Below are 12,159 nucleotides of genomic sequence, written 5' to 3' on the forward strand. Positions count from 1 at the left end.
CTATGGGAGCCATTGGAAACCACAGAAAAATAGAAGGATCATCTATTCCTCTGTTAAAGGCTCACTGTTATTATATTCTTCTATTAGGCCAAGCGCCAATTCGTAATTTTCCTGGGAAACCAGTAAGCTTACACGATTTACATAAGCGGAACCAAGCGCAGCAGGCTCTATGATGCTCATGAATTCATTGCTCATAACAGCATATATTCCATGTTCTCCCAATAGTTGCTTCATCAATGAAACTTGCCAGAATTCTCCTGAAAAGACTTCCGTCTGTGATATTTTATTTTGTTCGGACATTGATAGAAAATTAGTTATGCAATATAATGAATTAAAATGCAGATTTGTTTTTCAGCGGCTGTAAGAGATATTCCAGCCCATTGAGCTTGATCTCGTAAAGAGTGGCTATCAGCTGCCCCAGTTTGCCGGGCGGCCAACCTTCTTTGTGAAACCAAATGAGATAGGATTCGGGCAGATCGCAAATCAAACGGCCTTTATATTTGCCAAAGGGCATTTGCATAGTCACTAAGTCCTGTAGTAGCTGCGGGTTCATTTTCCTTGTTTTAATTGACCACCATTTCCAGCATTTCTACTGCTTCGTCTACTGTATTAAGGTTGTCAAACGCAATACGTAAGCTGTCTTTGACCTCCTTCAGGTTGCATAACCTGGGGTGGATTTGTGCAAAATGCAATATTTTATTGAACATATTGGAATCAAAGAAAGGAGATTGCTTGTCGGTAATGAAATAGCCTCTTAAAGTTCCCTTTTTGAATGTGATCTTTTCAAAGGCAAGTTTCTTGGCGACCCATTGTAGCCTCAATACGTTGAGCATGGTTTTGACAGGCTGAGGGACAGGGCCGAACCGGTCTTTTAGCGAGCGCTCAAATGCCCTGAGCTGCGTCTCATTTTCTATCCTGGAAAGTTCGGTATAGAGGTTATATCTTTCTGTGATATTGGTCACATAATCATCGGGGATGTACAGCTCGAGATCTGTGTCTATTTGTGTAAAAGTAACGAACGGGCGAGGGGGCTCATCTTTAAACAGGCCCTTGAATTCATCATCCTTGAGTTCCTGTATGGCTTCATCAAGGATCTTGTGATACATCTCGAAGCCGATCTCAGCAATAAAACCACTTTGCTCTGCGCCTAAAAGGTTTCCGCTGCCGCGAATATCCAGATCGCGCATCGCAATATTAAAGCCGCTGCCCAGATCTGAAAATTCTTCGATGGCGCTGAGACGTTTTCTGGCTTCAGAAGTAAGTGTACTCAACGGAGGACTAAGCAGGTAGCAAAATGCTTTTTTATTGGAACGGCCTACGCGGCCCCGCATTTGGTGGAGGTCGCTGAGGCCAAACATGTGGGCGTGGTTGATGATGATCGTATTTGCATTTGGGATGTCTAAGCCGGCCTCTATAATGGTCGTTGCTACCAGAACATCTTTTTCTCCGTTGATAAAATCAAGCATCACGTCTTCCAGCTGATCACCATCCAGCTGTCCGTGCGCTATTCCTATTCTTGCTTTCGGGACAAGTTTTTGAATGAGACCGCCTAGTTGTGGCAAATCATTGACACGATTGTGAATGAAAAAGACCTGTCCGCCGCGGTCCAGCTCATGCTGTACGGATTCCTGGATCAGCTTATCATTGAATACATGCAACTCGGTATTTACTGCCTGGCGGTTTGGCGGAGGAGTGCTCATAATGGAAAGATCCCGGGCTCCCATCAGGGAAAAGTGAAGGGTACGTGGAATTGGTGTCGCTGTAAGTGTAAGGGTATCAACATTGACCCTGAGCGTGCGGAGCTTTTCTTTGGAACTGACTCCGAATTTTTGTTCCTCATCGATAATCATGATGCCCAGATCTTTGAATTTGACGTCTTTGCTGAGCAGGCGATGAGTGCCGATGATGATGTCCACCCTTCCATCGGCCACGGCCGCTAATGTCTCTTTAATCTGTTTGCTGGTTTTGAAGCGATTGATATAATCTACATTGCAGGGGAAGTCCCTGAGCCGGCCGCTGAATGTTTTGAAATGCTGCAGCGCAAGAATGGTGGTCGGGACCAGCACTGCAGCCTGTTTGCCATTTGCTACAGCCTTAAATGCAGCACGGATGGCGATTTCAGTTTTCCCAAAACCGACGTCACCGCAAACGAGCCTGTCCATGGGATGTGGTGCTTCCATGTCTTTTTTTACATCATTGGTCGCCTTTTCCTGGTCGGGCGTATCTTCATAGATGAATGAAGCCTCCAGCTCCGTCTCCAGATAGCCGTCAGGATCAAACGCAGTACCTACCTGTGCTTTTCTCAATGCATAAAGCTTGATGAGGTCCCGCGCTATATCTTTAACTTTTTTTTTAGTGGTCTTTTTGAGCTTGTCCCAGGCCTCGGTGCCCAATTTATTCATCTTTGGTGCCGTACCGTCTTTGCCACTGTATTTGGCAATACGGTTTAGCGAATTGATGTTTACATAAAGCAAGTCGTTGTCTGCATAAACAAGACGAATCATTTCCTGCGTCCTGCCATTGACTTCTACTTTTTCCAGACCTGCATACTTGCCGATGCCATGGTCTATATGGGTCACGAAATCGCCTGGTTTTAGGTCTTTGAGTTCTTTTAATGTGATGGCCTGGCTGCGCTGATACCCTCTTTTGAGCTTGTATTTATAAAAGCGGTCAAAGATCTGGTGGTCAGTATAAAATGCGACCTTCAGATGCGCATCTACATATCCTTCTCTGAGCGGGACGTTGACCGGACTGAATTTTGCTGTCTTGTCAATATCATCAAGAATGGCATAAAGACGCTCGATCTGTTTGGTTGAAGAACTAAATATAAAATTATGTATGCCCTGTTTTTCGTTTTCTTTAAGGTTATGGATCAGCAGGCTAAAATCTTTATTGAATGAGGGTTGAGGTTTGGTCTCAAATTGAAATACCTGGTCCGTCCTGTAAAAGAATTGCTTGCCGAATTCTACCAAGGTAAAATCATGCAGCATGTCACCAAGCATCTTTTCATCTGTAAAAGCAAACTTAGGGTCAATCCAATCTGCATTTTCCTGTTTTTCTTTGACAGGAAGTGCTTTCCAAAGTTCAGCGGCTTTCCGGTACCCGGACTTTACAATATCAAGGGTGAACTCTACATCCTTAAACCAAAGTTGCGTGTCTTTTTCAATATAATCCAGCAGACTAATGTTGTTTTCTGTCAGATACCTGGATTGTACATTTGGAATAATGGTAAGGGATTTGACATCTTCGACAGAAAGCTGGCTCTCGATTTCGAAGGTGCGGATGCTTTCTATTTCATCACCAAAGAATTCTATGCGGTATGGCAGGTCATGCGAGAAAGAAAAGATATCAACAATACCTCCACGGATGGAAAATTGCCCGGGCTCGTAAACAAAATCCGTGCGGTTGAAGTCGTAGTCTATTAAGAATTCATTGATGAAATCTATCCCTAGTCTTGCGCCGAGACTGATCTCCAGCGTATTCTTTTCTAAAAGGCTGCGGTTGATGACTTTTTCAGCCAGCGCTTCAGGATAAGTAACAACAATCTGTCCGTATTCGCTGTGGTGATTGAGCTCATTGAGTACTTCAGCCCGCGCCAGTACGTTTGCGGTATCTACTTGCGTAAATTCAAAAGCTTTGCGAAAGGATGAAGGAAAAAGCAAAACCTCCTTATCGAGAATGCTTTCAAGATCGGCCAGAAAATAAGAAGCCTCTTCCCTGTCCGGCAAGACGAATAAAAGAGGTTTATGCAATAAAAAATAAGCAGCTATTGCAACTGTCGCATCGGCCGAGCCAACTAAGCCTTTTAGTTGAAGTTTACCTCCTTTGCCCGCATTCAGGGCCTTTGTCAATGCTACAATGCGCTCATCTGTTTTGTATCTGTTAATCAGGTCGCGGATGTTCACAGCACAAATGTAATATTTATGATTAGCTTTAGGTGTAACAAAGTATCGAATAATCCATCTATAATACAAAAGGGGAGAACATGAAAGAACTCATTTTTTGGGTGTTGGCTTTAACGGCGCTGGGGATAGCAACGCCTGAAGAATACGGACACGTACACCATTTTACGCTTTGTCCTCTGGCAAATCTTGGAATAGAATGGTGCCCGGGTTGTGGATTAGGGAGAGCAATAACACAGCTGCTTCACGGCAACATTACTGAAAGCTGGAAACACCATTGGTTTGGAATCCCGGCTCTGTTCATTATTGTTTTCAGAATTGTTGGATTGATAAAATTGAATATTAAATTATTTAAAATAAAATATAAGGAGAAAAGATATGTTTGAGTCACCGTTTATGTCGTTGCCGGGGATCACACCCCAGGAATATTCGTACTTGCAAACCGCAACTACTGGATTTAGTGATCAGCAGCTGAGAGGATTTCTAATGATCTACAGCAGCAAAAGAAGGAATCCTGATGATATGGTATTGTATTGTATATTAGGGTTTTTTGTGCCCGGATTGGCCAGGTTTTTAGTCGGTCAGATCGGGATGGGAATTTTATACTTTTTCACGTATGGTTTATGCGCGATCGGGACCATCATTGACTTGGTAAATCATAAAAACCTGGCATTTGAATATAACCAGAAAATGGTATTTGAAAGTTTGCAAATGGTAAAGATGGGTAATATCCAATGAGGTTTTTGTATTTTTAAGGCATGAGACTATCGGTTTTGATAAAACACCTGGAAGCCTACGCGCCGGCAAACTATCAGGAAGATTATGACAATTCGGGGCTGCTGATCGGAAGCCCGGATCAGGATGTGCATGCTGCGCTTGTTGCGCTGGACTGTACAGAGCAGATTGTTGACGAAGCGATCGTACAAGGCTGTAATCTGATCATCACACATCATCCGATTGTATTTAAGGGGCTAAAGAAGATCACAGGAAAAACATATGTTGAACGGGTGGTCTTGAAGGCGATTCGGCATAACATCGCCCTTTATGCTATTCATACCAACCTCGACCATGTGAAGAATGGGGTTAACGGCATAATTTGCGAAAGGCTGGGATTGCAGAATCTGAAGGTGTTGAGGCCCAAAAATAATCTGCTGAAAAAGCTAATTACATTTTGCCCCACTGAGCATGCAGACAAGGTGCGTGAAGCATTATTTGACGCCGGAGCCGGGCACATAAGCAATTATAGCGACTGCAGTTTTAATGCCCCAGGTTTTGGAACCTATAAAGGAAATGAAGATACAAACGCTTATGCCGGTGAAAAAGGAGTGCAGCATCATGAGCCTGAAATAAGAATAGAAACCATCTTTGTTGCTCAGGACGAACGTAAAATACTGCTTGCCTTGCTGGAAAACCACCCATATGAAGAAGTGGCATACGATATTTATGCCCTTGAAAACAAGTCGGAAACGGTCGGCGCAGGCCTGCTGGGTTGGCTGAATCAGGAAATGGATAGTAAAGAGTTTTTGAGCATGGTCAAGGACCGGATGGACGCAAGTGTGATCAGACATACAGCGCTGTTGCCTAAAAAGATCAGAAAAGTTGCTGTCTGCGGAGGATCGGGGAGTTTTTTATTAAAGGACGCTATAGCAGCAGGCGCTGATGCTTTTGTTACCGCCGATTTTAAGTATCATGAGTTTTTTGATGCGGAGGGAAAACTGATGATTGCAGATATCGGACACTTTGAAAGTGAACAATTTACATCTGATTTGTTGATAGACATTATTCAAGAAAAATTTCCTAACTTTGCAATCCGTTTAACGGAGCATAATACAAACCCCATAAATTATTTCATTTAATGGAACAAACTGTAGAGCAAAAACTAAAAGATTTATACGAGTTACAAACCCTGCACACCAAGATCGACAAAATACGTCAGATCCGAGGTGAGTTGCCAATGGAAGTTGCTGATTTGGAAGATGAAGTGGCAGGTCTGGAAACACGTATACAAAAATTCAAAGGTGAATTGGATGATACTGAGGATTCAATCGTAACACGTAAAAATATGATCAAAGAAGCTCAGAACCTGATCAAAAAATACGAGACACAACTAAAGGATGTCAAGAATAACCGTGAATATGATGCTTTAACGAAAGAGGTAGAGATTCAAACGCTGGACATTCAGGTTTCTGAAAAGAAAATCAGAGAGTTTGGTTTTGACATTACTCAGAAAACCGAGGTTTATGAAAAGGCACTTGCTGATCTGGAATCAAGAAGGAAAGATCTGGATATCAAGAAAGGCGAACTTCAAACCATTACTGCAGAAACCGAAAAAGAAGAGGAGTCCTTAACTAAAAAAGCAGAAAAAGCAGAAACTGGAATTGAGGACAGACTTCTAATCGCTTATAAAAGATTGAGAGGAAATGCTAATAATGGTCTGGCTGTGGTAACTATTGACAGGGATTCCTGCTCTGGGTGTTTCAATCAGATTCCCCCTCAGCGCCAGTTGGATATTCGTCAACGCAAAAAGATCATTGTTTGCGAACATTGCGGAAGGATTCTGGTCGATGAGGCGCTAACTCAAGAAGTAGCGCTTGCTTAATCAGGCTTTAAGAAATTTAGTTGGCCGGAAACTGTTTCCGGCCTTTTTTGTACACCTATTTTTGACGGGATAAAACAGCCCTTAGAATCTGTAAACGAAAGCATTGATGTGCATTCCTGCACCAACCGATGCAAAAACAGCATACTGCCCAGGTTCTACCTGATAGCCATTAATCTGGTTTTTCAAAAAGAGATCAAGCAATGTAGGGATGGTCGCGACCGAACTATTCCCCAGCCATGAAATGGTCATGGGAACCAGGTTATCGGGAACGGTATCTAAGTCATAAAGCTTAAACAGCCGCTTCATAATGGCACTATCCATTTTCCCGTTAGCCTGGTGAATAAATACCGTTTTAATGTCAGTAATGTTTATTCCTGCCTTGTCTATTGCTTTTTTTACGACCTGAGGGACGGTTGTCACCGCAAATTCATAGAGTTTTCGGCCATTCATTTTAAGATAAGTGTTGCCATTGTTCTCGTTTGGATTATTGCTTTTCCCCATAACAAGGAGTGATCCGTAATTTACAGCGTAGGTTTGTGTTTTATGAGCCAGTATGCCAACGGCCTTATCGGCGGTTTGGGCTTCAAATATTACCGCTCCAGCACCATCAGAAAAAATCATGCTGTCTCTGTCATGCACGTCAGTAATTCTTGAAAGCGTTTCCGCGCCAATTACCATTACTTTCTTTGCATCACCGCTTTTTATTAGATAATCGGCCTGTATAGCTCCTTGAACCCAGCCCGGACAACCAAAAATAAGGTCATAGCCTACACAATCAGGATTCTGAATATCTAATGTTTGTTTAACCTTTGCTGCCAGCGAAGGCAAGATATCCATTCGATTGCTTCCATTTTTTACATCTCCGAAGTTGTGGCAGAAAATAATATAATCAAGCTCCTCCTTGTCAATGCCTGCCGTTTCAATAGCCCGCTGTGCAGCGATGGCCGCAATATCACTGTTCACCAGGTCCGGATCAATATAGCGCCTCTCCTGAATTTCGGTTATCTCTGTGAATTTATCGATAACATAGGACATCTCTTTATCCAGAAGTACACCGTTTTCGTAAAAAGTGGAATTTAAGAAGGAAGTTCCTGGAATAATGTTTTCCGGAATATAGCTGCCTGTACCAGTAATAACTGTATATAAATTTGGTTTAATGCTCATTTTTGAACCGTAGACTGTTTTGGTCTAGAGTATAAAACTAGAATAATTTTATTATATATGAAAGATTTAAATAAAATCTTCGATTAAAAATACAAATAATTCCTTAGGACCGTGTGCTCCCAGGACTAAAGTTTTCTCAATATCAGCGGTTCTGCTCGGGCCCGTAATGGTACTAAGCATCGTCGGGATCTGACTGCCGTATTTGTCTTTAATAAGCCTGAAGGCATCTTTAAGATCCATAACCATTTGTCCTGTACGGGCAATTACGATATGATGGTGGGGAAAAATGCTTAGCCTGCGGCCGGCCGAATTTTGATTAGAGACCATTACAGATCCGTTTCTGGCAATAAGCGCTTCACATAATGTAATGCCCGCTTCTGCCAGTTCAAAATCTTTATCTGTTTTGTAGAAAGGGAATTCATATTCGGTCAAAAGCTCCTGAAGTTCAGGTTCCCAACAATATATTTTTCGCCATTTATATTTGTCTGCCAGGTGCAGGATATTTTCAATAAACTCTATTCCGTTCTCACAGTAGATAAAATTTCCTGAAACGGCAGTTAGCTGCTCCGCAAATAAGACCTCGAGCATTTCCTCACTCTCTTTGTATAAAGGAGTGTCTTCTAAATTTGGATAAGGATTGTCTCTCTTTTCGAGAAGGGCTTTCCTTATCTTTTTTAGCATAAGCTCTTTGGAAGTTATATTTTCTTGCATACAAAAATGGATTCGCAGTCATTTCATGTGCGAAATGACTGCTACCATAATATTATTTTGATTAAGATTCTGTTGGTGTAATAGACGTTGAAGATTCTGTAGCTTCGCCTACGCCATCATGTAATAACCCTTCTGCCGCAGGTTTTTGATCCCCGGTTCCGTTCACAAATTCATCATAAGTAGTTCTGTTATCAAATGGACGTTTACCGAGAATTTCTTCAAGGTCAGCCTGGAACAGAATCTCTTTTTCTATGAGTTTTTGAGCTAATTTCTCGAGCCCGTCTCTTTTTTCAGTCAGTAGTCCTTTGGTTCTCTCATAAACCTCAGAGATTAATGTGCGGACCTCATTGTCAATCATTTCTGATGTTTTCTCCGAATAAGGCTTATTGAAATTGTACTCATTGTGCGGGTCATGGAAGGAAACGTTACCTACAACTTTATTCATGCCGTAAATAGTCACCATGGCGTAAGATAGCTTTGTGATCCTTTCGAGGTCATTTTGTGCGCCTGTCGAAATCTTTCCAAAAACGATATCTTCAGCAACGCGTCCGCCCATTGTCATACACATGCCGTCTGTCAACTGTTCGGTCGTATACAAAAACTGCTCCTTAGGCAGATATTGAGCATAGCCCAATGCTGCAACTCCGCGAGGTACAATGGATACTTTCACCAATGGGTCTGCATGCTCAAGGAACCATCCGGCAATAGCGTGACCTGCTTCGTGATAGGCAACAATTCTCTTTTCCTCGGGCGAAATAATCTTGTTTTTCTTTTCCAGACCACCAATCACCCTGTCAATAGCATCCTGGAAGTCTTGCATATCTACACTCTCTTTGTTACGGCGAGCGGCAATCAAAGCTGCTTCATTACAAACATTAGCGATCTCTGCGCCTGCAAATCCCGGGGTTTGAGCAGACAGCTTTTTGGCGTCTACTTCCTCCGATGTTTTAATTGGCTTAAGGTGAACCTTAAAGATCTGTTCGCGGCCAACCAGATCTGGTTTGTCGATTGATATCTGTCTGTCAAATCTTCCGGGCCTCAATAATGCTGTATCCAATACGTCGGGGCGGTTGGTTGCTGCGAGGATAATAATGCCAGAGTCAGTGCCAAAGCCATCCATTTCAACCAATAACTGGTTAAGGGTATTTTCACGCTCGTCGTTCCCGCCCATCATGCTGTTTTTACCTCTTGCCCGTCCAATCGCATCTACCTCATCAATAAAAATGATACACGGCGCTTTATCTTTTGCTTGTTTAAAAAGATCCCTTACTCTCGAAGCACCCACGCCAACAAACATCTCTACAAAATCAGATCCGGACAGGGAAAAGAACGGAACTTGTGCTTCGCCTGCCACAGCCTTGGCTAAAAGGGTTTTACCCGTGCCCGGAGAGCCGACCAGCAACGCTCCTTTTGGGATTTTGCCGCCCAGATTAGTATACTTTTTAGGATTTTTAAGGAAATCGACAATCTCCATTACTTCCTGTTTTGCCTCCTCAAGGCCGGCAACGTCATTGAAAGTTACATTTACCTGGCTCTCTTTGTCAAATAATGTAGCCTTAGATTTTCCAATATTGAAAATCTGACCACCGCCACCGCCTGCACCGCCACCCATGCGTCGCATCACAAAGATCCAGAAGCCGATAAACAGCAGCACCGGAATGATAACTGTAAAAAACCAGGAGTTAAAAGAACTTTGTCTGGTGTCTTTTTCGGCAAGAATCTGTTGCGCCGGAGGTACATTTTTTTGTGACTCTTTAAGTTGTGTGTCCAGCGCATCCATTGACCCCGCTGTGAAATATACTGTAGGGCTGCTGGTAGAGCTAAAGTTACTCTTGCTTATATATTCCTTATACTTTGGATCGGACAGCCTTTCTTTTTTAATAAAAACTTCAACCTTTACAAGATCCTCGTGTTTATAAGCAATAAGTCGCTGAACATCGCCAGGGATAAGCATCTGCGTTTCAAAAGTACGGTACGGAACTTGTTTGCTGTTGTCCGCACTAAATAGAAACTGTAATAAGATAAGACCCAGAATAATTGCTGCATAAACCCAAAAGATATTGAATTTTGGGCCTTTTTGCGGTTTTTTAGGAATATTAGGAATTCTCTTTATCAGTTTTGGTTTTGTATTTGGATTCTCTTTCATCGTTAAATCAAAAAATGTTGTGAATGATTAAGCGCTTTGGTATGACGTGGCCAGGGCATCTCCCCATAGGTCCTCAATTCCATAAAATTCGCGCTTTTCAGTTTTAAATATATGCACTACAATGTCAAAATAGTCAAGTATAATCCATTCAGCAGACTCCTGTCCTTCTTTCCTCCATGGATTGGTCTGTGTTTTTTTATAAATTTCTTCTTCAACGCTATCGGCGATGGCTTTTACCTGGGTAGCAGAGTTGGCGCTGCATATAATGAAATAGTCAGAAACTGAACTGTTAAGATTTCTAAGATCCAAACGGACAATGTCATTGCCTTTTTTTTCTTGTATGCCATGAACGGCTATTTCTGAGAGGTATGTAGAAAGGTTTACGATTTTCTTTTTTACCATTAAAATGTTTTAATTTTGATAAACAAATATACAATCAACACTTGCAAAATAACACTTTTTCAACATTATTTGTTGGTCAAAATCTTATAAGATTATCAGCGGTTGATTCTACTAATAACTTTTTGAAAAGGATGGTGTCAAATTCCGAGCCATTAGCGGAAGGGACTGTTATTATGGCAGATAACCAGTACGCAGGTCGGGGGCAACATGAAAATACATGGCACGCCGAGCCAGGACTGAATCTAACTGCCAGTATATTTTTAAAACCCGTATTTCTGCCTGTTAACAGACTATTTAGGCTAAATATGGCAATTAGTATAGCCTTAAGAAACGCATTAAAAACAAGGGTAGCAGAACATATAACTATAAAGTGGCCTAATGACATCTATTATCTTGAAAGGAAGCTTGGCGGAATATTAATCGAGAATAGCATTTCAGGCAGTCAGTATAAGACAGCTGTTATTGGTGTTGGGATTAATGTAAATCAGGTAACTTTTAGTCCTCAGCAGGTAAAAACGGCAGTGTCACTTAACGAAATTTTACAGGAAAATGTTAATTTACTTGAGCTGCTAGCTGAAATATGCAGTCATATTGAAGGACAATACCTGAGGCTGAAGGGGAATTCTGATGATTTGACTGATGATTATTTGTCGGGACTCTATAAATTTGGACAAATTGCCACATTTAGAGATAAGAACGGGTCATTTGAGGGAGTGATAGAAAATGTGAGCGCTGATGGGGCTCTGGTTGTCGCTACAGGGGGAGGCAGTAAGGCATATAATTTTAAAGAGATAGAATTCATAACATGAACTTCCTAAGGAAGGATTGAAAAATTATAAGTAATTTCACGCCCTTATTATAGAATAAATGAAGAGGATACTTTTAATCTTAGGGTTGCTGACACTGTTTGGGGCTTTTAGGCCTGCTAGCGGTTCAGTCCGGCTCCCTCAAGATTCAACAGTAACGGACGATTTGGTGTTTACAGAAATCGGCTCTTCCGAAGACAGTGCAGTGAACAAGATCTCAAAAGAGACAGTCACTAAAGAGCGCACTGCCGTATCAGCGGATGTTTCAAAAAATGACAAGCCTGAGTTAAAAACATCTTCATCAGCTGAAAAGGAAAAAACCTTATGGGAGACCTTTATCGCCGGATTGGTTGGGGGTTTCCTGGCCTTCCTGATGCCCTGTATTTTCCCTATGGTCCCGCTGACGATCAGCTATTTCACCAAGCGTGC

12 protein-coding genes and 1 pseudogene are annotated in these 12,159 nt (G+C 42.1%); 6 read left to right on the forward strand and 7 right to left on the reverse strand.

The window, feature by feature from the left end; all coding sequences use genetic code 11:
* Positions 1-42: 42 nt before the first annotated feature.
* From VK541_RS00965 to mfd, 3 genes are read right to left on the reverse strand one after another with little or no spacing between them, the layout of a single operon-like run.
* Positions 43-300: a putative signal transducing protein gene (locus tag VK541_RS00965; RefSeq protein WP_324366004.1), complete on the reverse strand. Its 258-nt coding sequence runs from the start codon at positions 298-300 to the stop codon at positions 43-45.
* Between the two features lie 31 nt (positions 301-331).
* On the reverse strand, positions 332-553 hold the full coding sequence (locus VK541_RS00970; protein ID WP_324366006.1) for a DUF3820 family protein: 222 nt from the start codon (positions 551-553) through the stop codon (positions 332-334).
* Between the two features lie 10 nt (positions 554-563).
* A complete protein-coding gene (mfd, locus tag VK541_RS00975) occupies positions 564-3,905 on the reverse strand; it encodes a transcription-repair coupling factor (RefSeq protein ID WP_324366008.1) in 3,342 nt (1,113 codons plus the stop codon).
* An 80-nt stretch (positions 3,906-3,985) separates the two neighbouring features.
* Here mfd and VK541_RS00980 point away from each other — a divergent pair, with 80 nt between their 5' ends.
* From VK541_RS00980 to VK541_RS00995, 4 genes are read left to right on the forward strand one after another with little or no spacing between them, the layout of a single operon-like run.
* The gene (locus VK541_RS00980; RefSeq protein ID WP_324366010.1) at positions 3,986-4,288 is read left to right on the forward strand and encodes a DUF2752 domain-containing protein; all 303 of its coding nucleotides are present in this window, start codon (positions 3,986-3,988) and stop codon (positions 4,286-4,288) included.
* Positions 4,281-4,640: a TM2 domain-containing protein gene (locus VK541_RS00985; protein WP_324366012.1), complete on the forward strand. Its 360-nt coding sequence runs from the start codon at positions 4,281-4,283 to the stop codon at positions 4,638-4,640. Before VK541_RS00980 ends, VK541_RS00985 begins: the two co-directional genes overlap by 8 nt.
* Before the next feature lie 20 nt (positions 4,641-4,660).
* Positions 4,661-5,758, forward strand: coding sequence for a Nif3-like dinuclear metal center hexameric protein (locus VK541_RS00990; protein WP_324366014.1), 1,098 nt, complete (start codon positions 4,661-4,663; stop codon positions 5,756-5,758).
* Positions 5,758-6,501 (forward strand): zinc ribbon domain-containing protein, encoded by a 744-nt coding sequence (locus VK541_RS00995; RefSeq protein WP_324366016.1) that lies wholly within the window; start codon positions 5,758-5,760, stop codon positions 6,499-6,501. Before VK541_RS00990 ends, VK541_RS00995 begins: the two co-directional genes overlap by 1 nt.
* Before the next feature lie 81 nt (positions 6,502-6,582).
* On the opposite strand, the gene VK541_RS01000 is transcribed toward VK541_RS00995, so the two are convergent.
* From VK541_RS01000 to rsfS, 4 genes are all read right to left on the reverse strand, one after another.
* Positions 6,583-7,665: a ketoacyl-ACP synthase III gene (locus VK541_RS01000; protein ID WP_324366017.1), complete on the reverse strand. Its 1,083-nt coding sequence runs from the start codon at positions 7,663-7,665 to the stop codon at positions 6,583-6,585.
* 66 nt (positions 7,666-7,731) lie between these two features.
* Complete coding sequence (locus VK541_RS01005; RefSeq protein ID WP_324366019.1) at positions 7,732-8,376, reverse strand: LutC/YkgG family protein; 645 nt, start codon at positions 8,374-8,376, stop codon at positions 7,732-7,734.
* Between the two features lie 61 nt (positions 8,377-8,437).
* Complete coding sequence (gene ftsH / locus VK541_RS01010; RefSeq protein WP_324366021.1) at positions 8,438-10,522, reverse strand: ATP-dependent zinc metalloprotease FtsH; 2,085 nt, start codon at positions 10,520-10,522, stop codon at positions 8,438-8,440.
* Between the two features lie 27 nt (positions 10,523-10,549).
* Positions 10,550-10,924 carry a ribosome silencing factor gene (gene rsfS, locus VK541_RS01015; RefSeq protein ID WP_324366023.1) on the reverse strand — a complete coding sequence of 125 codons (375 nt, stop codon included), beginning with the start codon at positions 10,922-10,924 and terminating at the stop codon, positions 10,550-10,552.
* 41 nt (positions 10,925-10,965) lie between these two features.
* On the opposite strand from rsfS, the gene VK541_RS01020 reads away from it, so the two are divergent.
* Together VK541_RS01020 and VK541_RS01025 are read left to right on the forward strand one after the other, a co-directional pair.
* Entirely contained in the window at positions 10,966-11,733 is a 768-nt protein-coding gene (locus tag VK541_RS01020; RefSeq protein WP_324366025.1) for a biotin--[acetyl-CoA-carboxylase] ligase, read from the forward strand.
* A gap of 58 nt (positions 11,734-11,791) precedes the next feature.
* Positions 11,792-12,159: pseudogene (locus VK541_RS01025) on the forward strand (hypothetical protein); the annotation flags it as partial.

It is taken from the genome of Pedobacter sp. (genome assembly GCF_035317785.1).
Lineage (GTDB): Bacteria > Bacteroidota > Bacteroidia > Sphingobacteriales > Sphingobacteriaceae > Pedobacter.

Coding starts and splice junctions, on each gene's coding strand:
- ftsH (WP_324366021.1), bottom strand. CDS start 10,522: ATGAAAGAGAATCCAAATACAAAACCAAAACTGATAAAGAGAATTCCT.
- VK541_RS00985 (WP_324366012.1), top strand. CDS start 4,281: ATGTTTGAGTCACCGTTTATGTCGTTGCCGGGGATCACACCCCAGGAA.
- VK541_RS01000 (WP_324366017.1), bottom strand. CDS start 7,665: ATGAGCATTAAACCAAATTTATATACAGTTATTACTGGTACAGGCAGC.
- VK541_RS01005 (WP_324366019.1), bottom strand. CDS start 8,376: ATGCAAGAAAATATAACTTCCAAAGAGCTTATGCTAAAAAAGATAAGG.
- VK541_RS00970 (WP_324366006.1), bottom strand. CDS start 553: ATGAACCCGCAGCTACTACAGGACTTAGTGACTATGCAAATGCCCTTT.
- VK541_RS00980 (WP_324366010.1), top strand. CDS start 3,986: ATGAAAGAACTCATTTTTTGGGTGTTGGCTTTAACGGCGCTGGGGATA.
- rsfS (WP_324366023.1), bottom strand. CDS start 10,924: ATGGTAAAAAAGAAAATCGTAAACCTTTCTACATACCTCTCAGAAATA.
- VK541_RS00965 (WP_324366004.1), bottom strand. CDS start 300: ATGTCCGAACAAAATAAAATATCACAGACGGAAGTCTTTTCAGGAGAA.
- VK541_RS00995 (WP_324366016.1), top strand. CDS start 5,758: ATGGAACAAACTGTAGAGCAAAAACTAAAAGATTTATACGAGTTACAA.
- VK541_RS00990 (WP_324366014.1), top strand. CDS start 4,661: ATGAGACTATCGGTTTTGATAAAACACCTGGAAGCCTACGCGCCGGCA.